Source organism: Streptomyces sp. TP-A0874, assembly GCF_001748085.1.
GTDB lineage: Bacteria > Actinomycetota > Actinomycetes > Streptomycetales > Streptomycetaceae > Streptomyces.
Genome location: NZ_BBZK01000005.1, coordinates 208,121 through 233,951 on the forward strand (window position 1 = coordinate 208,121; position 25,831 = coordinate 233,951).

Here is a 25,831-nt window from a genome sequence, read left to right on the forward strand (position 1 = left end):
ACGGTCGTCCCCGGGCCACCGAGCAGTCTCGCCGACAAACCATTCTGAGGAAGGAAGCAAGATGGAGCAGTGGGCCACCGGCAGCAGCAGCCGATCGATGCCGTTGGTCAGAAATTCCTTCGACCGACGGACAACCATAGAGGCATCGAGCGGGCTTTGCCGCGTCCATCGACCCGCGGGTAGCGTGCCGATATGACAGTAGGGGTGGGACAGCCGACCGACCGATTGACCAGGTTCCGCCGGGTCGGCGGTCTCGGAGCAGCGATAGCGGTGACGCCTTATCTGCTCATCAAAATCGTCTGGACTTTCGGTTTGTTCATTCCAACCGAGGAAATGGACGGCGCGGACTGGCGTGCGATCAACGCGGCGACCGCGTTCCTCGCCGCCGTCGGCATCCTGCTGGCGATGGCGTTCTCCCGGCCCTGGGGCGAGCGTCTGCCCGCATGGCTGGTGGCTCTGCCGGTGTGGGTCGGCACCGGTCTGCTCGTGCCCATGCTGCTGCTGGCGCCGGTGCTCGGCCCGGCCGCTATGAACCGCGACCACGAAGCGGGTTCGCCGGACTTCTGGCTCTACGAACAGATCCTCGTGATGATCTCGCTGATCGGAGTCGGCGTCGGTCTGCCCCTCGCCCTCGCGGGTTACGCCAAGGCGCGCTGGCCGGAGGCTCTGGGCGGCCCGTTGTCGTTCGACGAACCGGCGGGCGGCACCCGCGAGTTGCAGGTGACGCTGGCCAAACTTGTCGCGGTCGGCTGCGCGCTGCTCGCCTGCGTCAAGGTGTTCTGGGTGGCGGGCGGCACCCTCGGTCTGGCCGCGGACGGACTGGGCCGTCGCGACCTGTGGTGGCACATGCTGTCGCTGAGCACGGCCGCCTGGGCCCTCGTCGGCGCCTGGGGCATCCTGGTCCTGACCACCCGCCGCGGCACCCGTGACTTCCTCCCGCCGATGGTCGCCGCCTGGGTGTCATCGGGCATGCTGTTCTCGTACAGCGTCTACAACCTGCTCACCCTCACCGACATGCAGCAGCCGTCCCCCGAGCTCCCGCTCGCGGGGGCGCTGGCCCGGGACGTCAGCGCGGTGCTCGGCGTGATGATGGGCATGACCCTGCTGCTGGTCCTACACGACCGCCGGCGCGCCCTGCGCGCCACGGCCTGACCCTCCCCCTCGTACGGCGACAGCCGTGTGGTTCACCTACGTCGGCAGGTGAACCACATCGCGCACCTCGTGGCGCTTGTGCGGACCGCTCGACACGATGAGCGCCTCGGGCGGTGCCGCGCCCAGCCGTTCGAGTTCCGCGACGGTCTCCAAGGCGACCCAGGCACCATGCTGCGGCCGAGCAGGATGTACGGACGACTCCACGCTACGAGGGGAGACTCACGCGGCGCGGAGTCACGGTTCGGCTGGCTCGCCGTATTGCTACGGGCGGGTAACCCCTCTACGTTGTCTCACGCGGAACGCCCGCTCAATTGACATGAATGCGTCACTATGGCTCACGCCGAGGCTGGTTTCCCTGCCGGCGTCCCTCGGCGGGGAACGGACGCCTCCGACACACCGAACGCAGGTAGCGCCTAGGCGCTTCGGCGACCGGGCAGCAGGGCGGCATCCCTACGATGCTGGCCCGCCCGCCTGTTCCGCCCGAGACGAGCGAGGAAGGAAACCCGAAAGCCCGATGGCAAAGAGACGCATACTGAGGAACGCGGCACTGGCAGTGGTCGCCGGATGCGCCCTCACCGTCGCCGGTGCGGTACCGGCGACAGCGGACACCCAGGCGACCGTCTACACCCCCGGCGACACTCTGAACACCCGTTCCGGCCCCGGCACCGAGCACGCCGTCAACGGTACGCTCCAGCACGGCGCCACCGTGACGATCGAGTGCACCGCACACGGCACCCCGGTGGAAGGGCCCTGGGGCACTTCCACCCTGTGGAACCGGCTCACCACCGGCGCGTGGGTCGCCGACGCCTGGATCTACACCGGTACCAATCAGGCGGTCGAGGGTCCCTGCGACGGCTCCGGCGGCACCGACCCAGGAGGTACCGGCTCGATCACCGAGATCGTCGGAGGCGTGAGCTGGACCGTCTCCCAGTACCAGGGGCCCAGTGACTGGAGCAGGGCCAACTGCTGGATGTACGACACCATCGACGACGAACTCGGGCTGCCGCTGTGCTCGCACCCCGGCATCGACATCGCCATCCCCCGGGGCACTCCGCTCACCAGCCCCGTCTCCGGCACCGTGGTGATCGCCGGTGGCGAGGGGGGCTACGCGGACGACTACAATCCCGCCGCGGGGCAGCTCCGCATCCAGCTCGACAACGGTGACCAGGTCATCCTGGGCCACACCTCCGAGATCTACGTGAACCGGGGCGACCGAGTCAGCGTCGGCCAGTCGGTGGGCGCGTCCGGCTCCGCGGGTAGCGGCGCCCACCTGCACCTCGAATACCGCACTCCGGACTCGTCCACCCCATCCGGTCAGCGCTCCCTCGACCCACTGCAAATCTTCCCGCAGTGACCGTCCCCCAGGCTTCTCACCTGGGGGACGGCGGAAGCGGCGAGACCGGCCGGGGTGATGATGCCCGGCCGGTCCCCGCACCCATCGCGGTATCGCCGCGCTGGACACCGGGGCTCGCCCTAGGGTCTGTTGCGAAAGTGGATCTTGTTCGTTGATGATCATGTTCTGTGGGACGTGGGGATCTGACGAATGGCCAGTGGGCCCGGCTTGAGCCGTTGCTGCCGAGGGGTATCAAGCCGGGTCGTCCGCAGGTGTGGACGCGGCGGCAGCTGATAGACGGCATACGGTGGCGGACTCGGACTGGTGCCCCGTGGCGTGACGTGCCGGAACGCTACGGTCCGTGGGACCGGGTTTACGACCTGTTCCGGCGTTGGCAGCGGGACGGCACCTGGGCTCGGATCGTCACCCGGCTCCAGGCTGAGGCGGACGCGAAGGGCCTGATCACCTGGGACGTGAACGTCGACTCGACGGTCTGCAGGGCCCACCAGCACGCCGCCGGGGCGGCGAAAAGGGGGACCTTCAGAAGGAGCCGCCCGGCGGGATCTTCACCGAGCCAGCCGATCATGGGCTCGGCCGATCCCGGGGCGGGCTGACCAGTAAAATCCACCTGGCGGTCGAGCAGGGGCGGAAGCCACTGTCGGTGGTGATCACGGCCGGTCAGCGGGGTGACTCCCCGCAGTTCGAGCCCGTTCTGGAAGCGATCAGGGTGCCGCGGCTGGGCTTGGGGCGGCCACGTAAGCGGCCGGACCGGGTGCGCGCTGACAAAGCCTACGACTCCCGTAAGAATCGCGCCTACCTGCGCAGACGCGGCATCAAGACGACGATCCCGGTCCCTGCGGACCGCGTCCGCAACCGGCGAAACCGCGGCTCGCGAGGCGGCCGCCCGCCGAAGTTCGACAAGACCGACTACAAGCAGCGGCACGCGGTCGAGTGCAGCATCAACCGACTCAAGCGCCACCGCACGGTCGCCACGAGATACGACAAGCTTGCCGTCCGCTACGAGGCGACCGTGCTGGTCGCAGTCCTTAACGAGTGGCTGTGACAGGCACCCTGCTGAGACCATGCGCCGGTGAACTCAGGACTCCCCGCCGGATGGACGATCGAACGCGTGCGCGCTCTTTCGGGAGACCCAAGCGCCGTCGCGCTCTCCTGCGATCGGCTCGTAGTTGTCGAGGTGGCCGGTCACGACGACTACGAGCCGCTCCGGCCCGATGCGATTCTCGCGTTCCACGAGTTGTGTCTCGTGAGGGACGACGGCGAGTGGTTTATGGGTCAGCTCGACGACGACGGCTCCGTGATCTGCTGGGCTTCCTACGGATCCGACCTGACCGAGGCCATCCGCAGTCTCTGAACGCCACCCCGCATCTCCAGCCACTTTCACAACAGGCCCTAGCCGCAGCGTCCTCGCCCCGCTCTCCCCCGCCCACCGATCGATCTCCCCGATCAGACGGTCGCCGACCCGCTGCCCCCGAGCTTCGGGTCTGACCCACATGGAGATCAGTTCGATGGTCTCCGGTCCCGCCGGCACGCCGCTGGCCATCCCCACCGACCGGTCCTCGAAGACGGCGATGACGTCGTGTGAGCCGGGGATCTCCAGCCGGGACCGCCAGCGCTCCTCACGGTCGCCCGTTCCCTTCCAGTCCGGCAGGGTCGATCCGAAGGCGTACGGCGCTTCGGCGAGCGCTGCCAGCCTGAGTCCACGCCACGGGCGCCAGTCCTCCGCCTCCCAGTGCGCAGTTCGAACTGGCCCCAACGGTGCTCCCCGGAAAGCGGCGTCGGCAACGGGATTACACCGTCCATGGCCCCACTCGCGTGTGGCTGGACGGCCTCAGGTGGTCAGCGACCGGTCGGCGAGGTGGCGCAGGTGCTCCGTCAGACGCTTCCGGGCGTCCGGGCTGATCGTGGCGAGGGCGACCATGCTGGTGACGATGACGTCGCACAGCTCGTCCTGGACGTCCTCCCAGCTGTGGCTGCGGCCCTTGCGCGGGTTGGCTCCCATGGCCCCGTGGACGGCTTCGGCCACCTCGCCCGCCTCCTCCGTGATCTTCAGGACGCGGAGCAGCCGCGCCACCTCCGGAGGCATGGGGCTCTCCTCGTCGAGCCACCTCACCAGGCGGTCGACGATGTCCCAGTCGGCATCCTGCATGGTCGGGCGGCTCCACGGGTCGGGGCTTGTCGATACGCCGGGGGGTCGATACGCCGGTGTGTGTCGACACGGGTGACGGCTGTCGGCCGGCTACGGCAGTTCGGGGCGGAGGAGCGCTTCGGCGACCGGCTCGCCGGTGGCTTCCGCGTGGGCCAGCCGCGCCTTCACCTCATGGAGCGTCCGCGGACGGTAGCCGGGCCCGCCGCAGCAGCTGCGGTGGAAGCGGATTCCGGCGTTCAGGAGCACCGAGAGCACCCGCCACCCTTCGGTGTCCCGCCGCCGGGGCGCCTCGAAGGCCGAGCCGACGTGGATCAGGTCCTCTCGGCAGCGTGGACACCGCCGCTTCCCGTTCTGCTCACCGGGTGCCGGAAAGGGCTGCTTGTAGCGGGCCCTGCACGGCAGGCAGACGAATGAGGTCTTCGCGTGGCCGAACATGTGCTCAGCGTAGGTCGGTGCGCTCCCCCGGTTCCAGGGATTTCCGCCTGGTCAAGGTCGCGCAGGGCGGTCGCGTTCAGCGGTCGCGGCACACCGCCTCCGTGCCCGGCCGGCCATCGGACGGCTCGTCGGCGACGAGCGGCCGAACCGGGCGATCCCCGATAAACTGGACGGGTACGGAGGGCGGCCCGGCCGTGGAGCCTCGAACGGCCGCCCACAGGCGAAGCCCGGCCGGTTGCTGTGGCAGGTCCTCGCGCCCCCGGGCTTCGGCGACCCGTCCCAGAGAGGTGTGACCATGGCCAAGCAGATCACCTGCCGCCGGGTGTACGAGGAGACCTCCCCCCGGGAGGGCAAGCGAGTCCTCGTCGACCGGGTCTGGCCGCGGGGGATGCGCAAGGAGACCGCGCACCTGGACGAGTGGCTGCGTGACATCGCGCCCTCGAAGGAACTGCGGCACTGGTACGGCCACGAACCCAGCCGCTTCAGGGAGTTCCGCCGCCGTTACCTGGCGGAACTGCGGGACTCCGGACACCAGGAGGCCGCCGAGCACCTGCGTGACCTCGCCGAACACAGCAAGCTCACGCTGCTCACCGCCACCCGCGATGTGGACCACAGTCAGGCGGCCGTGTTGGTCGACTGGCTGACGGGGACGGACTCCGGCAAGTCCGGCCACTAGGTGTTTTGATCCCGAGCGCCAGGGCGTCGGGTAGGCGAGGGAAGGGCTCGCCTCGGGGCGGTTCCCGGCCGCCCGGCCGGAAGCGCCCGGCTGGCGACGACCAGAGACCGAGGTGAGGCGGTGGGCCCGGTTCCCCCCACGGATGGCCGGCCGAGCCGGGGCGGGAGGCTGCGGTCGGCGGTGGCGCATCTCGATCCCGGGGCCTTCGCCTTCGTCATGGCCACCGGGATCGTCTCCACCGCGCTGCGGGCGGATGGGTCGCGTCCGGCGTCCAGAGCGCTGCTGCTGGTGGCGGTCGTCGGCTACGCGCTGCTGCTGGTGGCCTACGGTTGGCGGCTGCTGCGCTGGCGACAGCGGTTCCTCACGGATCTGGTCGGGCCTCGCGGCTTCGCCTTCCTGACGATCGTCGCCGCGTCGAACGTACTGGCGAGCCGGATCGTCGCGGACGGCCACGTCCTCCTGCCCGCGGCGCTGCTGGCGTTCGGCGCCCTCCTCTGGCTGCTCCTGGGATACGGGATCCCCATCGGTCTGATCGCGAGCAGCCGTCGCGAACTCTCCCTGGACCAGGTGAACGGCACCTGGTTCATCTGGGTGGTCGGCACCGAGTCGGTGGCGGTGGCGTCGGCGGCGCTGGCCCGGCTCGTCTCCAGCCCGGCCCTCGCTGACGTGGCCTCGGTGCTCTGGGCGATCGGCCTCGTGCAGTACCTGCTGACGGCTGCGACGGCGCTGGCCCGGCTGCTGGTGCGGCCGGTCTCACCGAAGGACCTGATCCCGGCCTACTGGGTCTTCATGGGGGCCGCGGCGATCACCGTGCTGGCCGGGGCGAGGCTGCTGGAGCTTCCGCCCGACAGTGGTCTGCTGCCGCGACCGGTGGTCGCCGGGCTGTCGCTGATCGTGTGGTCCTTCGGGAGTTGGCTGATCCCCCTGCTGCTCCTCCTGGGCGTGTGGCGGCATCTGCTGCGCCGGGTGCCGCTGCGGTACGAGACGGGCTGGTGGGGCATCGTCTTCCCGGTCGGCATGTACACCGTCGCGACCCGGGAGTTGGGCCGGGTGACCGGGACCTCCTGGCTGGAGGCCGTGGGGCGGGGTGAGGTGTGGATCGCCGCCGCCGTCTGGCTGCTGGTGTTCGCCGCCATGCTCGCCGGCTTCGCTGGTGCGGGGCGCGGGGAGCGGCAGCCGCGTTCGGAGGCGTGAACGGGCGGCTGCCGCGGTGGCCCGGTCCTCGATGGCTTGCGGGGCGCTGCTGGGCTCCGGGCGCTCAGCCGGGGTGCACGCACCAGGCGGTGGCGACCGCGCAGACGACGACAGCGGCCGTGACGGTGCGCAGTGACCGGGCGGACGGGGACCGCGGGGCCGGGCCGGCGTCCATCGCCCTCCGCCGGGCCGAGGCGTGCAGGTGCAGAACGACCGCGGTGACGGCGATCAACGATCCGAGCAGTGTGAGTACCGGCCTGTCGCGGAACAGGCCGGTACGGATGACCAGGGCCGCGTCCACCGCCACCACCAGGACGGTGCGGCTCCACGCCAGGAGAGTGCGCTCGGTCTGCAGGCCCGGGTCGTGGGAACCGCCCCCGTTCACCGGAGGGAGGCCGCGATCAGCACACAGAGCACCCCGGCTGCCGCGGCGGTGGCGACAGCGGTCACGGCCAGTTGCCCGGTGTGCGGGAGCGGTGCACCGGCGCGCATCGCCTGCTCGTTCCTGGCCCACCGCCGATAGGCGCAGACGCCGAGAGTGGCGGCGCCGAGGGCCAGCAGGAGGCCGAGGACGGGCCACAGCCGGGTCGCGGCCAACCCTGGTGCCAACTGATCGACGGCGACCGCGCCCGCCAGCAGCGCGAGGGCGGTCCGGATCCAGGCGAGGAACGTCCGCTCGTTGGCGAGAGAGAAGCGGTAGTCGGGCTCGGCTCCCTCCTTGCGCCATTCGGGTTCGGAGATCACGGCTCCGTCACCACCCGGATGCGGCTCCGGAGGTGGTCCTCGCCCGCGCCCATCGCCGTCAGGCTCCGGATGAAGAGCGGCTCCTTGCCGCGCCGGTCCGGTGTGCGGGTGGTCTGGTTGGCGCCCCGGGCCGGGTCGTTCGCCGCGTTCGGTACCTTGAGACGCTGCTTGGCCATGCTTCTCCCCTTCTCCGTCACGAGGCGCTGCGGACCAGGTCAGCGGCCCAACGGGCCCCCGTGGTGCCGGACTCGATCGCCCCGTCGATCAGGCCGGACCAGCCCAGGGCGTAGTCCGAGCCGCACAGGCGGACACGGCCGTGGGGAGCGCGGACCTGCGGCATCAGCTTGAGCTGACCGGGCCGGAGCATCGCCCAGGTCTGGCCCGCGTACGGGTCGTGCGTCCAGTCATGGGCGGCGCAGTCCAGGATCCGTACGCCGGGGACGAGGTCTTCGAGGGCTGCCTGGACGGCGCCGCGGTCGGTGACGTCGACGGCGTCGGCGTCCGGTCCGAAACAGACGAGGAGGTGGCTGTCCTCGTCGCCGTGGAGGTACCGCGCTGACATCAGCGGCTGCGGCGCGGCGGAGACCACGCCGTACGCGGTTGCCGGTCCAGCCACCCGCACGAACACCTTGACGCCCCTGCTTGCCTGGCCCTCTTCGGCGAGGCGGCGCGCGGCGGGTGGCAGGGGCGGGTCGAAAGCGATCCTCCCCAGCGCGCCGACGGGCACGGTGACGAGGACCGCACCGGCGGTGAAGGACTCCCCCGTCCCCGTCGCGACGACCACCTGCTCGTTCGCCTGGCGGATGGACGCCACGCGGGTGGAGAGCCGGAGCGCGGCCGAGCTGTCCGACCAGATGGCCTCGATCAGCTTCCTGGTGCCACCGGCGACCTGGAACCGGGTCGCGATCTCCTGCAGCAGGAGCGGGTCGCCGGCCGACAGTGCTCCCCACCGCAGCGCCTGCGTGTAGGCGCCGTCATCCGGACCCGCGTTGAAGTGGAAGCCCCACATCATCGAAGCGAGCTTCACCTGTTCGTCGGTCAGGGAGTCATCACCGCGCAGGATCTCCGAGATCGGCTGCGCGTCCAGCTCGTCCAGGAGCTCCGGTGCCGGTTCAGGCCCGTTCGGCGCTCCGAAGACAACGCGGGAGCGGGCGATGACACGGGCCAGTCCGCGGACCAACTCGGCGCGGTACTCCCGCAGGGGCCCCGTCCTGCGCTCGCCCCCCACGATCCAGGCCATCTCCTCCGGCGTGGCCGTCTCGAACAGGCTGAGGCCGTAGCGGTTCATCTCGGCCCAGACATGCGGGGTGAGCCAGTGGACCCAGGTCCCGCCGAGTTCGAGGTCGTGGCCGAGCCGCTGGTCGGTCCAGGTGCGTCCGCCGAGGCGGTCCCTGGCTTCGAGAACCTGTACCGCGAGGCCCTGCTGGGTGAGTTCACGAGCAGCCGTGACTCCCGCGAAACCCGCGCCGACGACCACCACGTCGGCGGTCCTCTCGTTCATCGATCTCCTCCCGGCATACACGGTTCACTTGGTCACCGGCGTTGATCGGTGCCGTCGGCTGTTCGCGCGGCCCGGGGTCAGTCCGTTCCCGAGCCGCCCTGGTGGACCGTCACGGTGGGCTCGATTCCGGTGGCGTCGACAACCTCGCGCCAGGCGTCGAAGCCGGCCTGGAACGCGACGATCCCCGCCTCCGGGAGGGCGATCTCGATCGCTTCGAGGATCTCCTGCGGGGTGACGCCGAGGTCCAGGGCCACCCGGATGTGGCTCTGGATGTGGCCCTTGCCCGCTCTCATCACCGTCAGGCTCAGGATGAAGAGCAGTTCCTTGGTGCGGCGGTCCAGCGTGCGGGGGGCCAGGTAGGCGGCCTGGACCAGGTTGTTCGCGGCGTGCAGCACCTCGAAGTCCTGCTTGGCCATGACCTTGTGGTAGTCGAGGACGTACCCGCGAGCGCGGGCCATCGCGTCGATGTACTCCTGGGGGCTCTGCCGGGTGTCGGCATCCATGATTCTTCTCCTCGGGGCCTGGCTGCCGGACCTGCCGGTCAGCGGTGTTCAGGTGGGCAGGGCGGGAATGAGCAGTCGGTTCTGCTGGCGGACGAGCAGTTCCCTGACGTGGCCGCGGAAGGCGGCGAAGTCGGGGTCGGCGGCCAGCCGGGCGCGCCGCAGGGACCGGTCCGCCAGGCTCTCGTAGCCCCAGAGGTAGACCAGCGTGTTCAACTCCCCCACCTCGGAGATGTAGAAGCCGAGCGGGTTTCCGAGGATCCGCGTCTGGGGTTCGCGGCCGTGTTCGTCCCACAGCCGGGCGTATGTCGCCGCCGCTCCGGGGCGGACCAGGTAGTTGCGCTCCTCAACGATCACTGCGTACCTCCGGCGGTGGGTACGGGCGCCAGGCGGCGCTCGTGCGGATCCCGGGCGCTCCGGCCCTGTCCGGGGGCGAGGAGGTGCTCGAATGTCCCGCTCAGCCAGCCCAGTTCGGCCGGTGCCGCCATCGCCGCCACGTAGCGGTCCGGACGGAGCACCGCGATCTCCCCCGGCTGGCCGTCGAACCAGTCCCGAAGTGAGCCGTCGAGGTCCTCCACCACGACCGTGTCGGTTCCCAGCGCCGGCCGCTCGGTGCGGGAGCGTCCGGAGCGTGACTCGACGACGGTGATGTAGCGGGTGCCGATCCGGTCCCAGAAGTTCCGGGACTCGGGGTCGAGGTGGACCAGCGGGTCGGTGCCGTAGCCGACGAGGGCGAACCAGGGGCCGAGCACCTCGTCCAGTCGGACGGCCTGCCCGTCGGCGGTCTCCACGTGCGGCTGGATGAACATCCGGCCCACCGCGGAGTCCTTGGCAGCCGATCGCCGCTGGTGTTCGCGTTGCCGCGGGCCCACGACGATGCCCCGGGTGTAGCGCGGCATCGGTTTGAACCGCATCTGCAGGACCCAGTTCCGTACCGCCGGGGCGACGGTGAGGCCGCGGAACAGGGCGTCCCGGCCACGGGCCACCCAGGTGCTGGTCGGGGAGAGGATCCGGCCGAGGGTGTCCGAGAGGTCGACCATCGCCTTGGCGTGCTCGCGCCGCTCGGTGTCGTAGGTGGCGAGGATCCTGGGGTGCGCCCGTCCGGTCACCACCGCCGCGAGCTTCCAGGCGACGTTGGTGGCGTCCCGGATTCCGGTGTTCATCCCCTGCCCGGCCCACGGCGGCATGAGGTGGGCGGCATCGCCCACCAGGCAGACCCGGCCGTCCAGGAAGCGGGCGGCGACTCGCGAGTGGTGGGTGTAGACCCGGGCACGGATGATGTTGAGTGCTGTGGGGTCGGGCACGTGGCCGGTCAGCAGCTCGCGTACCTTCTCGGGCCGGAGCATCGCCTCGGCGTCCTCGCCGGGGAAGAGCATGAACTCCCACCGGCGGTAGTTGTACGGCAGGTCGAGGCAGACGTAGGGCCGCCTCGGGTCGCAGTGCAGTCCGGTGTAGGGGGCGTCGAGCGGGTCGTTGTCGCACTCGATCACCACCCACTTCCGAGGATGGGTGTCGCCGACCAGGGGGATGCCGAGCAGCTCGCGGACGGTGGAGCGGCCCCCGTCGCTGCCGACCACGTACTCGGCGCGGACCACCACGGGCTCCCCGTCCGGGCCGGTCAGCCGGAGTCGGACTTCGGTGCCGTCCTGCTCGAGCCCGGTCAGTTCGTGGCCGAGCAGTTGCCGGATCTCGGGATACCGGGTGAGCCCGGTGCGCAGCGTCCGCTCGGCGAGCTGCTGCATGAAGATGTTCCGCCGGGACCAGCCGAACTCCTTGGTGGCCGGTCTGATGTCGGCGAAGCAGTGCCCGTCGGCGCCGAACATCTTCAGTGAGACGTTCTGGATCATGTCGGCGAGCATCTCTTCGGCCAGTCCGACGCCCTGGAAGCTGCGCAGGGTCTCGTCGTCCATGCCCACGGCCCGGGGATAGTCGACGATCTCGGTGCTGCGGTCGATGAGCACGGCCTCCACCCCGAACATCCCGAGGTAGTTGGCGACGGTGGCCCCGCAGGGCCCTGCTCCCACGATGGCCACCTGGGTGCGGTACTCGGTGGGGGTGGTCATTCGGGCACCTCCGGGCTGTCCGTCAGGTGGCTGTCGAGGAACTCCGCGACCGCCCGGTGGAAGGTGTCCGGGGCGTCGTCGTGCGCGTAGTGGCCGGCGCCGGCGATCTCCAGTTGCCGCACCCGCGGGTTGCGGGCGACCATCGCCTCGGCGGTGGCCGCGGGCAGGAAGTCGGAGGAGCCGCCGCGGATCAGCAGGGTCGGGCAGCGCAGGCCTTCGACGTGCGGCCACAGGTCGACCTGGCGCGCCGGGTCCGGGTCGAGGCGGGCCGCCGCGATGCCGGCGAGGTCGAACTTCCAGAACCAGCGGCCGCAGGTGCCCGGCCGCAGGGTGTGCCGGATCCGCGACTCCAGCGCTTCGGCCGAGATGTGCGGCCGGACGCCCCGCCAGTAGGCGCGCGCCGCGTCCAGGCTGGCGAACTCTCCGGGGGTGGAGCTGATCTCCCGCTTGATCCGGTCGGCTCCGGCTCCGGAGAGCGAGGAGCCGGGTCCGATGTCCTCGACGATCGCGGCGGAGACCCGGTCCGGGTGCCGCGTGGCGTAGACGTACGTGGTGGTGCCGCCCATGGAGTGGCCGAGCAGGGCGAACCGCTCCAGGCCCAGCCGGTCGGCGAACTCCTCCAGATCGCGGACGTACGCGCCGGTGTAGTACTCGCCCCGCGGGTCCCACTCACTGTCGCCTCGGCCCCGCGCGTCCAGGGCGAGGACGCGGTAGCGGTCGGCCAGCCGGGTGGCGAGCGGCTCGAAGGTGCGGGCGTAGCTGCGCAGACCGTGCAGCATGACGATGGTCGGCCGGCCGGGCTCGCCCCACTGTACGTAGTGGGCGCGGAGCCCGCCCAGCGTGGTGAAGCGGTCGGTACCGCTCGGGGCGCCCATCTCAGTGCAGTCCGTCCTGGCCCTGGATCTCGCCGGCCCGGACGCCGCCGAGCCTGGCGTGCAGCCGGCCGCGGGTGGCGAAGGCGAAGATCACGACGACCTCGTCGGGGTTCGGGGTGTCGGTGAAGCTCGCCGTGACGGTGTCGTAGTGGGAGCGGACGTAGAGCGCGTCCTTGTGGGCGAGCGGCACGTCGACGGAGGCACCGGGGCCGCCGCGCTTGCCGGTGGAGGGAACCCACGCCCGGCCGCCGCCGACGGCCTCGCGGATCGGGTCGGCGAAGACCGCGGTCAGGAAGGCGTTGCCGTGCTCGTACTCGCCGGCCGTACCGACGAGGCAGGCCTTGCCGTAGCTCTCGATGGCCCGGTCTCCGGCCGCTTCAACGATCCGGCGGCCGAACTCCTCGCCGAGTCGGGGTGATTCGGCGACGATCAGGTCGAGGTTCTCGCTGAACCGGCCGGCGTAGGGGTTGTGGATCGCCGCGGCTATGACGATCTTGCGAACCGGCTCGCCGTCGGCGGGCACGCCGGTCTCGTTGGCGAGGGTCTCCTCGACCTGGGTGAACCACTTGCGGATGTGGTAGCCGCCGAAATTGGGGTCGGGCATGGGAATCTCCGGGAGAGGGATGTGCGGGGCCGGTGCGGTCCGGCGGGTCGGGGCGCGTTCAGTCCTGGAGCGGCTCGATGTCGAGCGGGTCGCTGGGGGCGTGGAACGCGCCGAGGATGCGCTTGCCCTCCTCGTCGTCAGTGACGACCTCGTGGAAGAACTCGAACCGGTTGCCGTCGGGATCGGTGAAGTAGATGCCGTACCCGACCTTGTGGTCGGTGGTCTTCACCACCGGGACGCCCTTGGCGAGCAGCATTCCGTACAGGCGGCGCCAGTCGTCCAGGGTGCCGTCGGTCTCCAGGCCGTAGTGCTGCAGGCCGATGCCGCTCGCCGTCGAGCCCTCCTCGGCGCGGATCAGGGCGATGTCGTGGTGCTTCTGTCCGAAGGAGAGGAAGACCCACTGGGGGCCGCGCGCGGTGACCTCCATGCCGAGCACGTCCTCGTACCACTTGGCCGAAGCCTCCGGGTCCCGGACGAAGAGTGACAGGTGGGTGCGCCTGATCCGCGGTCTCACCTCGGCGGACGGGCTGAGCGGTGTCGGCCCCTCGCCCTCGGACAGGACGCGCTCTCCGGGGTCGATGCCGGGGGTTTCGGAGTGGTGTGTGTTCTGGTTCATCAGTGTCCCTCCGGGCTCGGGGCGATGGCCGGTGTCCAGGCGACGTCGGTGATCTCGCTGAATTCCCGCCACTCCTTGATCCAGGTGCGCCCGGCGTCGGTGGAGCGGAAGAGGTGGCCGTACTTGGTTCCGGCGAACGCGAGGCCGGCGTCGGCGGGGTGGACTCCGAAGGCCCATACGGTGGAGTTGGCGGGCACGTCCAGGGACGACTCCTGCCAGGTCTGCGCCAGGTCGGTGGAGCGCAGGATCCTGGTCGTCGTCCCCGGTGTGGCGTCCCCGATGCCCAGCAGCAGTTCGTTGCTGCCGGGGATCTGCTTGACCAGGCGGGTGTAGTAGATGCCCCACTGCTCGCGGGTGTCCGTACGGGTCCAGGTGCGGCCTTCGTCCTGGCTGACGAAGAGCGCGTTGACGACGGCGACCACGATCGTCTTGGGCGGGCCCTCCAGGACGACGACGCAGTGGATGTCGGAGTTGGTGACGCCCTGGGGCAGCGTGGCCGGGGTTCCGTCGATGCGCTCCCAGGTGTCCCCGCGGTCACCGCTGCGCCACAGGCCTCCCTCCTCGATGCCGAACCAGAGCGTCTTGCCGTCGTACCGGTCGACGGTGGCGGTGAGGATGCGGGGGCGGTTGACACCGGCGCAGAACTCGGGGATTTCCGGGGGCAGTCGGTCCCAGCTCGCCCCGCCGTCGGTACTGCGGAAGACCGCGGCCCGGGACGGCGCGCCGGTGCCGGCGAGTATGAAGTCGGCGTCGTTCGGGTCGATCGCCAGCGACCAGATGGTCTGGTCGTTCATCGGTGAGTCGACCCGGCGCCAGGTGACGCCTGCGTCGTCGCTACGTACCAGGCCTGCGTCAGCACCCGCGTAGACGATGTTCGGCTGCTCGGGGTGGACGGCCAGGCAGCGCACGACGGCGTCGAACTCGAGGTCCTGCCGGAGGCCGATACGGGACCAGGTCGCACCGTCGTCCGAGCTGCGCAGCACCCCCTGGCCGGCGGTGGCAACGAGGATGGTTCCTTGCATGGATCTGGCTCCTGTCCTGGTCTAGAGGAAGATTCCGCGGGTCAACCCGCCGTCGATGCCGAGGGACTCGCCGGTCACGGCGCCGGCCCGCGGCGAGGCGAGGAAGCAGATGGTCTGGGCGACCTCGGCGGCCTCCAGCACCCGGCGGATCGGTGTGCGGGCCGCGTAGTCGGCCTCCACCTCGGCCGGGGTGATGCCGCGCTTGGCGGCCTCCTTCTCGTACAGCTCGTGGATGTGCTCGGTCTCCACCACGCCGGGGTGCACGGTGTTGACCGTGATCCCGGACGGTCCGAGCTGGTCTGAGAGAGCCTTGGTCATGTGGACGACGGCGAGGTTGCGCATGCCGGAGAGAGCGTGACTTGACCGGCCGGTGAGTCCGCCGATGTTGACGATCCGGCCGTAGCCGTTCTCCCTCATGTGGGGTGCGACGGCCTGTGCGCAGCGGAAGTAGCCGACGACCTTGGTGTTGATGTCGGCGAGCAGCAGTTCCGGGTCGGCCTCCTCGACCGAGTTGCGCACCAGCCCGGAGGGGGCGGCAGCGCCGTTGACGAGGATGTCGACGCGGCCGAGTTCCGCCACCGCTGCCCGCACCATCTCCCGCACGGACGTCGTGTCGGTGGTGTCCGAGGCGATGGGGACCACGCGACCGCCGGTCTCCGCCTCGATGTCCTTGGCGGCCTGTTCCAGGACGGGCAGCCGACGGGCCGTGATGACGACGGTGGCGCCCTCGCGCACCAGTTCCCGGGTGACCGCCTTGCCTATGCCGAGGCTGCCACCAGTGACGATGGCGACCCTGCCGGCCAGTTCCAGATCCACAGAAATCTCCCCAAGTAGGTGGGTGGGTTTCAGTCGAGGTTGACCCAGACGCTCTTGACCTCGGTGTAGAGGTCGAGCACCTTGCGGCCCATCTCACGGCCCCAGCCCGACTGCTTGAAACCACCGAACGGCGAGGCGGGATCGGTGAGGTTGTAGCAGTTGATCCAGACCGTGCCCGCCTGCAGGTCGTCGGCGATCCGGTGGGCGTGCCGGATGTCGGAGGTCCAGATGCCGGCGGAGAGGCCGAACGGCGTGTCGTTGGCCTTGGCGACCAGGTCGTTGACGTCGTCCCAGGCCATCGCGGTCAGTACGGGGCCGAAGATCTCCTCCTGCACGATCCGCATGCCGTGGTCGGCTTCGGTGAAGACGGTCGGCTCGAGGAAGTAGCCGCCCGCGTACTGGCCGCCGAGCTCCGGTCGGCCGCCGCCGGCGGTGAGCCGGGCACCCTGCTCCAGCCCGCCTGCGACGTACCCGGTGACCCGTTCGTGCTGCCGGGCCGAGACCAGCGGTCCCATCTCGGTGGCCGGGTCCGTGCCGGGGCCGACCACGATCTTCCGGGCGCGCTCGGCGAGGGCGTCCAGCACCTCGTCGTGGATGGCCCGGTGCACGTACAACCGGGAGCCGGCGGTGCAGACCTGGCCCTGGTTGAAGAAGATCGCCTGCGCGGCGGCCTCGGCGACGGCCTGCGGATCGGCGTCGGGCAGCACGATGTTGGGTGACTTGCCGCCGAGTTCGAGCGAGACCTTCTTCAGGTTGCCGGCGGCGGCCCGCACGATCGCGCGCCCGGTCTCGGTGGACCCGGTGAACGCGATCTTGTCGACGCCGTCGTGGGCGGCCAGTGCGGCCCCCGCGGTGGCGCCCCGGCCGGTGACCACGTTGACCACTCCGTCCGGCAGACCGGCTTCGGCCAGTAGTTCGGCGAGGCGCAGCGTGGACAGCGGCGTCTCCTCGGCGGGCTTGAGGACGACGGTGTTGCCGGTGGCGAGGGCGGGCGCCAGCTTCCAGCAGGCCATCGACATGGGGAAGTTCCACGGCACGATCAGCCCGACCACCCCGACCGGCTGGTGGGTGGTGTAGTTGAGCACCCGCATGCCCCCGCGCGGGGAGACCGGGATGGTGCTGCCCTCGAGCTTGCTCGGCCAACCGGCGAAGTAGCGGAACAGTTTGACGCTGGCTCCGACGTCCACGGCGCGCGCCACGGAGACGGGTTTGCCGTTGTCCCGGGACTCCAGCAACGCCAGTTCCTCGGCGTTGGCCTCGATGACGTCCGCGATCCGGTGCAGTAGCGCACCTCGGTCGAGAGGGCTCATCCGGCGCCAGGACCGGGTCTCGAACGCCTTGCGGGCTGCGGCCACGGCGCGGTCCACATCCGCGGCACCGCCCTCGGCGACGGTGGTCAGCACGGTGCCGGTGGCGGGGTCGACGGTCTCGAAGGTCCGGCCGGCGAGGGACTCCACCCACGCACCGCCGATGAACATCGGCCGGGGACGGGACACGAAGCGCTCGACCGCCTCGTTCGCGGGATTCTGCATCAGGGCTCCTTGCAGGGGGACGTCTCGGTTCACAGGGCCATCTCGATGAGCCGCGGGCCGTCTTCGGCCAGTGCCCGGCGGAGTTCTCGGACCAGTGCGTGCCCGGTCTCGACCCGGGCGGCGGGCACCCCGTACCCGGAGGCGAGCCCGGGCCAGTCGAGCGGAGGGTCGTCCAGACTGGTCAGGGCGGCGGACGCTGAGCCGGCGGCGGACTGGCCGTGCCGGGTCAGCTCGGTCTGCAGGACGTTGTACCGACGGTTCGAGGCGATCAGGGTGACCACGGGCAGTTGCTCGCGGGCCATCGTCCACAGCGCCTGGATGGTGTACTGGGCGCTGCCGTCGGACTGGAGCGCGATCACCTTCCGATCGGGAGCGGCGATCGCGGCGCCCAGCGCGGCGGGCAGCCCCTGGCCGATCGCCCCGCCGGTGTTGGTGAGCGTGGTGTGCCGCACCGCCCCGGCCGAGGCGGTGAAGAACGGGTATCCGCAGGTGCCGCCCTCGACGGAGACGATGGCGTGCTCCGGCAGCAGCGCCGCGACGATCCGCCCGACCGACTGGGGGGTGAGTGCGCCGGTCGGCAGGTCGGAGGTGTCGAGCCCGTATCCGTCGGCGGCTGCCTGCGGCGCGCCGAGCGCATCGGCCAGCGCCTCCAGCGCCCCGGCGCCGTCCTGCCCTGGTTCGCTGAGCACCTCGACGCTGCCCTTGGGCGCGAGCAGGCTCGGAATTCCGGCGTAGCCGAAGTACGACACCGGCTCCAGGGCGTCGGCGAGTACCACGGTCTGCGCGTCGGCGAGTGCCTTGATGGCGGTCTCGGGGAAGTACGGCAGCCGGTCGAGGTCGGGCAGCCCGCCGCCGCGTTCGGCGCTTGCGGGGAACGTCTCGCTGTAGAGGGTGGCGCCGGTGGCCGCGACGATCCGCGCCGCCGCCCGCTGGCCCCGCTCCCCCAGGGCCGAGCCGCCGAGCAGCAGGACCGCTCGGGTACTGCTGCGGAGCCGCGCGGCGACCCGTTCGACCGCCTCGCCGTCGATCTCCTTCCGGGGCCGCGGACCGGGCAGCGCGACCTCGACCGGTCCGGTCAGGATCTCCTGCTGGAAATCGGCGGGGGCGATCAGCGTGGCACCGCAGCCGGGCGGGGCCCCGGCCGCCGCGATGGCCTCGGCCGTCCTGTGGGCCATGTCCTCGGCGGACTCGGCCGTGCCGACCCAGCCGGAGACCGGGTTGGCGAGCGAGACGATGTCGGAGGTCAGCGGCGCGTCGTAGGGGAGGTGCCAGCTGGTGTGGTCGCCGACCACGTTGAGGAGCGGCGATCGCGCCCGGCGGGCGTTGTGCAGGTTGGCGATGCCGTTGGCGAAGCCGGGGCCGAGGTGGAGCAGGGTCATCGCCGGTTTGCCTGCGATACGGGCGTAGCCATCGGCCGCGCCGGTGCAGACGCCCTCGAAGAGCCCCAGTACCGCCGCCATCCCGGGCACCGTGTCGAGCGCCGCCACCAAAGGCATCTCGGTGGTGCCCGGGTTGGCGAAGCAGACCTCGACGCCGGCCGCGCCGGCCGTCTCGATGAGCGCCTCCGCACCGGTCATACCTCCGGCCCGGTTCGCCTTCCAGCCTGCCGTTCCGTCACTCATGGGATCGCGCCACCCTCCACATCATTAATATCTATATGATTAATACCCTAATGATTTTCTGTCAAGGGCCAGCCCCGTCACCGCCGAGATACCGGTGCGCTCGGGATCCACGACCTCCGCAGGACGGGCTCCGGCCGTCACGACCACCGCCGCACGACGAGGACGCTCACCGCAACGCGCACCTCGGAAGAGGGGCGGCGAGCACCGCGGCACCGCGCGTCACACGAGGGGCTCTCCGCACCGGCGGCCCCTTCCGCCCGGACGCCGGGCCGGTCGGCAGGGCGGCACCCGCCGCTCCGACGGCGCCGCGCCCCTCGGGTCGCCCAGCAGCACGTCAGGAGACGGCCTCCACCCTCAGCCGGTGCGGCCCGGCCTCGGGCAGGTGGTCGTAGAGATCCCGGACGAGGTCATCGCGGAGAGTGCGCGCAGAGGGCTCGTCCCAGCGGTTCTCCCACTGGTGCGGGTCGTCCTCGACGTTGTAGAGCTCCCCCTCGGTGCCGTCGTACTCGACTCCATAGCTCTCCAGCACCCCCGGACCGACCAGCTCTTCGAGGCCCGTGGGCTGCCCGATGGTGGACGGCTCGTACACGGTGGCGAGCCAGCCGTCGCGGTAGATGGTGCGCATGTGCATGGCGATGCCGGGCACCTTGCTGTCGTATTCGCTCAGCACCCGCTCCCGGCCCGAGCCGGGTGCGGTGGGCAGCGGCTCGCCCTCCATCCAGTCGGGCGGCTCCACTCCGGCGATCTGGCAGAAGGTGGGGGCGAGGTCCAGGTGCCCTACGGGCTCGGCGATCTCCGCCGGGACGACGCCCGCCGAAGGCGCCGGCCGCCAGACGAAGGGCAGCCGCATCAGGGCGTCGGTCGGGAACGGGCCCTTGAACAGCAGACCGCAGTTGCCGAGCAGATCGCCGTGGTCGGTGGTGAAGAAGACGTCGGTATCCGCCTCCCACCCCCGGCCACGCACCCGATCCAGCACCCGGCCGCAGGCCTCGTCGATGAGTTCGTTCATGACCGCGGTCTTGGCCAGCACCTCACGCAGCTGATCGTCGGTGAACTCCGCCGGGAGGAAGGATCTCGGCGCTCCCTCCTGGTTGCGCCAACGCCCCTCGTAGAAGGCGAGCCAGTGGGCCGGCTTCCGCTCCAGGATCTTGCGGATCAGCTCCGGGGACCCGGGGTGCTCCGGCGGCAGTTCGACGTCCTGCCAGGGCACCCGGTCCAGCTCGGCGCCGGGCGGGGAGAACGGGTGGTGCGGATCGGGAAAGCTCAGCCACAGGAACCAGTGCTCATCCGCGCCCAGGCCGTCGAGGTAGTCGATGGCCCGGTCGGCGAGCCAGTCGGTGTGGTACAGCTCGCGCGGGATCGGGTTGTACCGGGCTTCGGGGGCTCCGGTGTCGCCGCCGGGGGCACCGGTCATGGTGGCGGGGAAGCCGGCCAGGTACTCCGGGTGCTCCCGGGCCAGCCAGTAGCCGTAGTGCCCGAGCATGGGCTCGAAGCCGGCCGACGGCCCGTGGCTGGCCTGCAGGGAGTGGTCGAACCCGCGCCACGGCCCGGTCTCACCGCGGACGGCCCGGGCGTTCTCCTCCCACTCGTTGGCCGTGTCGTCGTGGTTGGGTTCGAAGTGGGCCTTGCCGATCAGTGCGGTCCGGTAACCGGCCTTCTGCGCCAGGTAGCCCGCGACCGAGGGCGCGTCGGCGGGCAGCGGCACACCGTTGGCCCAGACTCCGTGGGTTCGCGTGTACTGGCCGGTCAGGATCGTGGACCGGGCCGGCATGCAGACGGTGCTCTGGTTGTAGGCGCGGCGGAAGGTCAGCCCCTTCGAGGAGAGCTCGTCGACGACGGGCGTGCGGGCGAGCGTGCCTCCGTTGCATCCGAGAGCGTCGTAACGCTGCTGGTCCGTGGTGATGAGCAGGATGTTGCGAGGCATCTGTCCCACCTCTCCATTAGCATCGTCATGATTAATATATTAATGATTACCCCGAGAGGTGTCCCCGTCAAGGCCTCCCGCCCTGGCCAGGGGTGCCGGGACCGGACTCGACGCGCCGCGTGTCCGGTCCCGTTCCCCGGCGGTGCCGCGCCGGCGGTTACTCCCCCTTGATGAGCCGTGTCACGTGGCCGCGCAGTTCGGCGAACCTGGCCAGTGACTTCGTGGCGATCTGGTCCCGCGGCCGCGGCAGGTCGACCTCGACGACCTCCTGGAGGACACACGGCGGCCCGCCCAGCACCACCACCCGGTCCGCGAGGTAGATCGCCTCGTCGATGTCGTGGGTGACCAGCAGAACGGTGATGCCGAACCTGCGCTGCACCTCCAGCGTGAGGTCCTCCAGCTCCGCCCGGGTCTGCGCGTCCACCGAGGCGAAGGGCTCGTCCATGAGGAGCAGCTCTGGTTCGTAGGCCAGCCCGCGGGCGATGGCCACCCGCTGCTGCATCCCGCCCGAAAGCTGCCACGGGTAGCGGCCCGTCCGGTCGCCGAGACCGACCGCGGCGAGGGCCTCCTGGGCCCGCTGGTCGGCCTCGGCACGGCTGACGCCCTTGTTGCGCAGGGGCAGCGCGACGTTCTTCCTGAGGGGGAACCAGGGAAAGAGCGAGCGGGTGTAGTCCTGGAAGACGAACGACAGCCCCTCGGGGGGCCGTCCGGCGATCGGCCGCCCGTCCAGGCGAGCCTCACCGCTCGTCGGCGCCAGCAGGCCGGACAGGCACTTGAGCAGCGTGCTCTTGCCAACGCCGGACGGACCGACGATGCAGACGAACTCGCCCGGTCGCACGTCGAAGCTCAGGCTGTCGATCGCGTGGACCGCCGCCGGCCCGGTTCCGTAGGTCTTGGCCAGGTCGCGGACGGTCAGCGTGCCCTGTGGGCGGTTCTCGCCGGAGGCGGCGTGCGGGTCGCCGGTCACGCCGGGGGCCTCCGCGGGAGTCGAGGCGTTCATGAGGTCGTACTCCTTCCGCCGGTCTTACCGGCGTTCGCGCGGCGGTTGCCGCCGTCCTCGGCCGCCTCACGGGCGCCGGTGTACCAGAAGAGCGCTCGCCGCTCGATGAAGAGGAAGGCGGCGTTGAGCAGGTAGCCGACGATGCCCAGCATGAACATGCTGGCCCACATGGCCGGTATCTCGAACGAGCGCTGGGCGTCGAGGACCTGGTAGCCGATGCCGTTCGTGGAACCGACCATCTCCCCCACGGCCATCACGACGACGCCGACGGCGAGCCCGTTGCGCAGCCCCACGAAGATCCGCGGCAGGCTGGCGGGCAGGATCACGTGCAGCAGCCGGCGCCAGGCGGGGAAGTGGAAGACCTTCGCCACCTCCAGCTGCATGCGGTCGACGCTTCTCGCACCGTCCATGGTGTTCATGAGCACCGACCAGACGACGCCGAAGATGATGAAGAAGACCTTGGTGAGGTCACCGATGCCCCAGATCACGATGAAGATCGGCGCGGTGACCGGAGGCGGTATGAAGCGGAAGAACTCGAGCAGGGGGCCGAACGCCCGCCCCAGGAGAGCGATTCTGCCGAGCGCCAGGCCGGCGGCGATGCCCAGCAGGCTGGCGACGCCGTAGCCGATGCCCAGCCGGATCAGACTGGGCGCCAGGTCGCTGCCGACCCTGGCGAAGAGCCAGTCGTCCCGGAACGCCTCGGTGATCGCTGCCAGCGGCGGATAGAAGATCGACTGGCTTCCCTCGGAGAGCACCCACCACAGCGCGAGCAGGGCGAGCGGGACGGAGATCTCCAGAGTCAAGCGGGTGAGTCGCCGGTTCATTCACACCACCGCCGGGCGTTGTGTCTCGTGCCAGTGCAGCAGCCGCCGCTCGACCTGCCGGAAGGTGCCCTCGATGACCATGCCCAGGGCAGCGGCCAGCACCACGACGGCGTACATGAGCGGCCGTTGGCCTGCCAGCTGGGCCTGGTAGATGGTCTGCCCGAGGCCCGGGGCACCGCCGATGAGCTCCGAGACGATCGACAGGCCGACGGCGAAGTTGGCCGCCAGCCGCAGCCCGGTCATGACGTACGGCAGGGCGGTGGGCAGGACGAGCTGCCAGAACCGCTGGAGCGGGCCGAACCGGTAGGCGCGGGCGGCGTCCGCCAGCACCGGGTCGACATCCCGTACGCCGTAGTACGTCTGGATGAGCAGCGGCCAGACACAGCCGAAGACGATGATCAGCAGCTTCATCTCCAGACTGGTGCCGAAGAGCAGGATCGCCAGCGGGATGATCGTGACCGGCGGGATCGGCCGGAGGAACTCCACGAGGAACCGGGTGCCGTGGTAGAGCACCTTGTTGCTGCCGAGCAGGATTCCGAGCGGCACCGCGCAGGCGGCGGCGATGCCCAGGCCGAGTACGGCGCTCCCCAGGGTGCGGCCGATCGGGGACCACAACTCACCGCCGACGAGCTGCTGGACCACCACGCGGAGCACCTCCGACGCTGGCGGGAAGTCCTCTGCGGCCAGGACCCCGGTGCGTACCAGCACCTCTTCGAGCAGGAGGCATCCGACGACCACAGCCACCGGCAGCAGTCTCCCGCCGAGAGGGCGCCGGGGTGCGCGGACGGCCGGTTCTCGGACGGCGGACGCGCCGTCGGCGGTGCCGCCGACCGCGGGCGGACCGGCGGGCGGCCGGCGTGTGGCGAGTCCCGTCATCGGCCTGCCCCCGCGACGGCCTGCTGGGCGTCGATCGGCTCGTCGATGAACTTGTACGTGACCATGAGGTCGATGACCGTCTGCACCGCCTCGGTGTCGAGCTTCGGCTCGAAGGTGGGCAGGTTCATCCCCGCGACGATGTCGGCCGGGATCTCCGTGTGGGCCTGGATGGCCTTGCGCACCTGGCCGTCGTGGTCCATGGCGTGCGAGCTCGACTGGCTCATCCCTTCGGCGAACCGCTTCACTTCTTCCTGGTGTTTCGCCGCGTACTGCTTGGTGACGACGTACCCGGAGACCAGCGCGCCCGGCCCCAGGGCCTCCAGCAGCTTGCCGACGGAACGGCCGCCCTGCTTGAGCGCCTGGCTGTAGAAGGGGTCGGTGCCGGCGACCGCGTCGACTCTTCCGGCGCGCAGGGCGCTGGCCTGCTCGGGATAGGGCACCTCGACGAACTTCACCTTCGCGGAATCGCCGCCCGCCTTGTCGACCATGGCCAGCGCCGCGAGGTGGTCGACGCCCTGGAGGGCGTTGACGGCGACCGTCCGCCCGGCGAGGTCCTCGGGAGCGCGCACCGGGCTGTCCTCGCGCACCACGACACCGCCGTACATCCTCCGGGAGGGATCGGTGGGCACACTGTCGCCACCGGCCGCGAACTGGATCGGCACGCCCTTGACCATGGCCTGGACCGCGACCACCGAGGAGATGTAGCCGGAGTCCAACTCGCCGTTCAGCAGCGAGGCCACCACCGCGGCACCGGTCTGCGCCGGAGAGGTCTTCAGATCGACACCGGCATCGGTGAAGAAACCTTTCTCCTCACCGAGATAGATCGCGGCGGCAGGGGCAGCGGGGACGACCCCCACCTTCACCTTTACCGGATCGTCCGGCGAGGCGGGCTCCGCACCCTGGGACGATCCGCAGGCCGCCAGGAGGCTGACGGCCACCAGGAGGCCAACACACCTGGCGGCGGCGCGTCGCGGGCTTGCCGGAATTCGGAATCTGTGAGCCATCGTGTTCTCCCTGGAGAGCCAGGCCGACGAACGGGCTGTGGGAATCCGGACACGGAACGACGGGCCGCTGCCCGAACGGGTGTCCGCAGAATAGTTTTCAGGCTATAGATTTACATCGAAATAATTAGGCAGGGATGAACATGCTGTCAAGGGATTGGCAGCACCCGCTTGCCCCCGGTTCCGCGCGGGCTCGACGGCTGGAGGCAGACCGGCCACGAGCCGGCACAGAATGAAGGAACGGCGCGGCCTGCGCCCTGGGGCCGCATAGGCCCAATAGCGACCCGGCACCTTCTGGGTGGGCCGGACCGCGCCTGCCGGGACCGGTTGGCGGACGAGCCGAAACGGGCGACGGGGATCAGCCTCGGACTCCGCTGGACGACCGTAGAGCGGAAAGTATCACGCATTTCCTACAAACCGACCGGGTCGTCGTCATACTTTCCCGCCGCCTCGCTGGGGGAAGGCCCGCCCCGCCCCCGGCCCGAGGGCCCCCGTCAGCGGCTCGTCGTGGTGTGCGTACGGGGGGAACCGGGACCTGGCAGCGGGATGTCGCCGACCGCTATGCCCGCGGAGACGCCGCCGTCGACGGCGATCAGTTGTCCGTTGACCCAGCCGGACTCCGGCGACGCCAGGAAGACGATCACCGAAGCGATGTCCTCCGGGTCGGCGTGCCGCCCGACCAGCGACCTCAGCCCGGCCGCCCGTTCCTCACCGATCGACTGCTCGAACTCCGCGAAGAGCGGTGTCCGGGTGAGCCCTGGCCTGACCCCGTTGACCCGGATCCCTCTGGAGACGTAAGCCAGGGCCCCCTTCATGGTGTAGACCGTGACCGCTTCCTTGGAGAAGTTGTAGGTCTCCCCCTCAGGCGGATTGGCCCTGAACCAGTTCAGCCCCTCCGCGAAGGACCCCGTCGCCACGATCGCCTTGACCTCGTCCACCCGGGTCGGCCACCTGGCGTCCGCGAGCGAGGACACGTTGACGACCGAGGCGCCCGGGTTGAACGCGCCCAGCAGGGACTCCGTGAGTTCGCGCAGGCCCAGGAAGTTGACAGCGATGACGGTCTCCGGGGCGGCCCCTTCAGGGACGCCCGCGATGTTCAGCAGTCCGTCCCAGCCACTTCCCAACTCGTTGACCGCCGCCTCGATGCTGGCGGGATCCGCCAGATCGGTCCTGATGTGTCGGTCGACGGGCACCGTCGGCCGGTTCAGGTCCAGACTGGCGACGGCGGCACCCAGCCTCTTGAGCTCCTGCACAGCCGCTTGCCCGATTCCGGAGGCAGCGCCGGTCACGACGTACCTCCGCCCCCGCAGTGACGTCGCGATCGATGCACCTTCCCGTGGTGAAACGGCCATCA

The 25,831-nt window shown here is 70.5% G+C and carries 29 protein-coding genes; 5 read left to right on the forward strand and 24 right to left on the reverse strand.

Annotated elements, in window-relative coordinates; genetic code table 11:
- The first annotated feature begins 192 nt into the window (after positions 1-192).
- The gene (locus BGP73_RS08520) at positions 193-1,152 is read left to right on the forward strand and encodes a hypothetical protein (RefSeq protein WP_069813350.1); all 960 of its coding nucleotides are present in this window, start codon (positions 193-195) and stop codon (positions 1,150-1,152) included.
- 36 nt (positions 1,153-1,188) lie between these two features.
- Here BGP73_RS08520 and BGP73_RS23055 read toward each other — a convergent pair whose 3' ends face one another.
- Entirely contained in the window at positions 1,189-1,356 is a 168-nt protein-coding gene (locus BGP73_RS23055) for a hypothetical protein (RefSeq protein ID WP_170837793.1), read from the reverse strand.
- A 310-nt stretch (positions 1,357-1,666) separates the two neighbouring features.
- On the opposite strand from BGP73_RS23055, the gene BGP73_RS21935 reads away from it, so the two are divergent.
- Entirely contained in the window at positions 1,667-2,506 is an 840-nt protein-coding gene (locus BGP73_RS21935) for a peptidoglycan DD-metalloendopeptidase family protein (RefSeq protein ID WP_170837794.1), read from the forward strand.
- A gap of 167 nt (positions 2,507-2,673) precedes the next feature.
- Positions 2,674-3,548 (forward strand): IS5 family transposase gene (locus BGP73_RS21940; protein WP_107473997.1). Its coding sequence is split into 2 segments (ribosomal slippage): positions 2,674-3,018 and positions 3,021-3,548, totalling 873 coding nucleotides; the frame shifts between segments, so codons are not numbered across the junction.
- A gap of 33 nt (positions 3,549-3,581) precedes the next feature.
- On the opposite strand, the gene BGP73_RS23505 is transcribed toward BGP73_RS21940, so the two are convergent.
- From BGP73_RS23505 to BGP73_RS08550, 3 genes are all read right to left on the reverse strand, one after another.
- Positions 3,582-4,259, reverse strand: coding sequence for a GNAT family N-acetyltransferase (locus tag BGP73_RS23505; protein ID WP_244501140.1), 678 nt, complete (start codon positions 4,257-4,259; stop codon positions 3,582-3,584).
- Between the two features lie 75 nt (positions 4,260-4,334).
- The gene (locus BGP73_RS08545) at positions 4,335-4,652 is read right to left on the reverse strand and encodes a MazG-like family protein (RefSeq protein WP_069813360.1); all 318 of its coding nucleotides are present in this window, start codon (positions 4,650-4,652) and stop codon (positions 4,335-4,337) included.
- Positions 4,653-4,742: 90 nt separating this feature from the next.
- A complete protein-coding gene (locus tag BGP73_RS08550; RefSeq protein WP_069813362.1) occupies positions 4,743-5,087 on the reverse strand; it encodes a deoxyxylulose-5-phosphate synthase in 345 nt (114 codons plus the stop codon).
- Positions 5,088-5,382: 295 nt separating this feature from the next.
- Between BGP73_RS08550 and BGP73_RS08555 the strand changes: the two genes are divergently transcribed.
- Together BGP73_RS08555 and BGP73_RS08560 are read left to right on the forward strand one after the other, a co-directional pair.
- Entirely contained in the window at positions 5,383-5,763 is a 381-nt protein-coding gene (locus BGP73_RS08555; protein ID WP_069813969.1) for a DUF488 domain-containing protein, read from the forward strand.
- A 180-nt stretch (positions 5,764-5,943) separates the two neighbouring features.
- Complete coding sequence (locus BGP73_RS08560; RefSeq protein ID WP_244501141.1) at positions 5,944-6,957, forward strand: tellurite resistance/C4-dicarboxylate transporter family protein; 1,014 nt, start codon at positions 5,944-5,946, stop codon at positions 6,955-6,957.
- Positions 6,958-7,021: 64 nt separating this feature from the next.
- Here BGP73_RS08560 and BGP73_RS08565 read toward each other — a convergent pair whose 3' ends face one another.
- From BGP73_RS08565 to BGP73_RS08660, 20 genes are all read right to left on the reverse strand, one after another.
- The gene (locus tag BGP73_RS08565; protein WP_069813365.1) at positions 7,022-7,342 is read right to left on the reverse strand and encodes a DUF202 domain-containing protein; all 321 of its coding nucleotides are present in this window, start codon (positions 7,340-7,342) and stop codon (positions 7,022-7,024) included.
- Complete coding sequence (locus tag BGP73_RS08570) at positions 7,339-7,701, reverse strand: YidH family protein (RefSeq protein ID WP_212732791.1); 363 nt, start codon at positions 7,699-7,701, stop codon at positions 7,339-7,341. Before BGP73_RS08570 ends, BGP73_RS08565 begins: the two co-directional genes overlap by 4 nt.
- A complete protein-coding gene (locus BGP73_RS08575; protein ID WP_069813367.1) occupies positions 7,698-7,877 on the reverse strand; it encodes a hypothetical protein in 180 nt (59 codons plus the stop codon). Before BGP73_RS08575 ends, BGP73_RS08570 begins: the two co-directional genes overlap by 4 nt.
- Positions 7,878-7,894: 17 nt before the next feature.
- Positions 7,895-9,202, reverse strand: a complete 1,308-nt coding sequence (locus BGP73_RS08580; protein ID WP_069813369.1) for a flavin monoamine oxidase family protein — start codon at positions 9,200-9,202, stop codon at positions 7,895-7,897.
- A 77-nt stretch (positions 9,203-9,279) separates the two neighbouring features.
- A complete protein-coding gene (locus BGP73_RS08585; RefSeq protein ID WP_069813371.1) occupies positions 9,280-9,705 on the reverse strand; it encodes a carboxymuconolactone decarboxylase family protein in 426 nt (141 codons plus the stop codon).
- Positions 9,706-9,753: 48 nt separating this feature from the next.
- Positions 9,754-10,059 carry an NIPSNAP family protein gene (locus BGP73_RS08590; protein WP_069813373.1) on the reverse strand — a complete coding sequence of 102 codons (306 nt, stop codon included), beginning with the start codon at positions 10,057-10,059 and terminating at the stop codon, positions 9,754-9,756.
- Positions 10,056-11,765, reverse strand: coding sequence for a bifunctional 3-(3-hydroxy-phenyl)propionate/3-hydroxycinnamic acid hydroxylase (locus BGP73_RS08595; protein WP_079127353.1), 1,710 nt, complete (start codon positions 11,763-11,765; stop codon positions 10,056-10,058). The genes BGP73_RS08590 and BGP73_RS08595 overlap by 4 nt, the downstream gene beginning before the upstream one ends.
- Entirely contained in the window at positions 11,762-12,640 is an 879-nt protein-coding gene (locus BGP73_RS08600) for an alpha/beta fold hydrolase (protein WP_069813375.1), read from the reverse strand. Before BGP73_RS08600 ends, BGP73_RS08595 begins: the two co-directional genes overlap by 4 nt.
- Position 12,641: 1 nt before the next feature.
- The gene (locus BGP73_RS08605; RefSeq protein WP_069813378.1) at positions 12,642-13,244 is read right to left on the reverse strand and encodes an amino acid synthesis family protein; all 603 of its coding nucleotides are present in this window, start codon (positions 13,242-13,244) and stop codon (positions 12,642-12,644) included.
- 58 nt (positions 13,245-13,302) lie between these two features.
- Entirely contained in the window at positions 13,303-13,860 is a 558-nt protein-coding gene (locus BGP73_RS08610) for a VOC family protein (protein ID WP_079127354.1), read from the reverse strand.
- Positions 13,860-14,882: a WD40/YVTN/BNR-like repeat-containing protein gene (locus BGP73_RS08615; RefSeq protein ID WP_069813380.1), complete on the reverse strand. Its 1,023-nt coding sequence runs from the start codon at positions 14,880-14,882 to the stop codon at positions 13,860-13,862. The genes BGP73_RS08610 and BGP73_RS08615 overlap by 1 nt, the downstream gene beginning before the upstream one ends.
- A gap of 21 nt (positions 14,883-14,903) precedes the next feature.
- Positions 14,904-15,698, reverse strand: coding sequence for an SDR family NAD(P)-dependent oxidoreductase (locus BGP73_RS08620; RefSeq protein WP_069813382.1), 795 nt, complete (start codon positions 15,696-15,698; stop codon positions 14,904-14,906).
- Between the two features lie 29 nt (positions 15,699-15,727).
- Positions 15,728-17,230: an aldehyde dehydrogenase family protein gene (locus BGP73_RS08625; RefSeq protein ID WP_069813384.1), complete on the reverse strand. Its 1,503-nt coding sequence runs from the start codon at positions 17,228-17,230 to the stop codon at positions 15,728-15,730.
- A gap of 29 nt (positions 17,231-17,259) precedes the next feature.
- Entirely contained in the window at positions 17,260-18,852 is a 1,593-nt protein-coding gene (locus tag BGP73_RS08630) for an acetolactate synthase large subunit (RefSeq protein ID WP_170837795.1), read from the reverse strand.
- A gap of 334 nt (positions 18,853-19,186) precedes the next feature.
- Complete coding sequence (locus BGP73_RS08635; protein ID WP_069813388.1) at positions 19,187-20,776, reverse strand: sulfatase family protein; 1,590 nt, start codon at positions 20,774-20,776, stop codon at positions 19,187-19,189.
- A gap of 157 nt (positions 20,777-20,933) precedes the next feature.
- The gene (locus BGP73_RS08640) at positions 20,934-21,776 is read right to left on the reverse strand and encodes an ABC transporter ATP-binding protein (protein ID WP_079127355.1); all 843 of its coding nucleotides are present in this window, start codon (positions 21,774-21,776) and stop codon (positions 20,934-20,936) included.
- The gene (locus BGP73_RS08645; protein ID WP_069813390.1) at positions 21,773-22,600 is read right to left on the reverse strand and encodes an ABC transporter permease; all 828 of its coding nucleotides are present in this window, start codon (positions 22,598-22,600) and stop codon (positions 21,773-21,775) included. Before BGP73_RS08645 ends, BGP73_RS08640 begins: the two co-directional genes overlap by 4 nt.
- Positions 22,601-23,344: an ABC transporter permease gene (locus tag BGP73_RS08650; RefSeq protein WP_170837796.1), complete on the reverse strand. Its 744-nt coding sequence runs from the start codon at positions 23,342-23,344 to the stop codon at positions 22,601-22,603.
- Positions 23,345-23,472: 128 nt separating this feature from the next.
- A complete protein-coding gene (locus BGP73_RS08655; RefSeq protein WP_069813395.1) occupies positions 23,473-24,414 on the reverse strand; it encodes an ABC transporter substrate-binding protein in 942 nt (313 codons plus the stop codon).
- 557 nt (positions 24,415-24,971) lie between these two features.
- Entirely contained in the window at positions 24,972-25,829 is an 858-nt protein-coding gene (locus BGP73_RS08660; RefSeq protein ID WP_069813974.1) for a coniferyl-alcohol dehydrogenase, read from the reverse strand.
- Positions 25,830-25,831 lie beyond the last annotated feature (2 nt).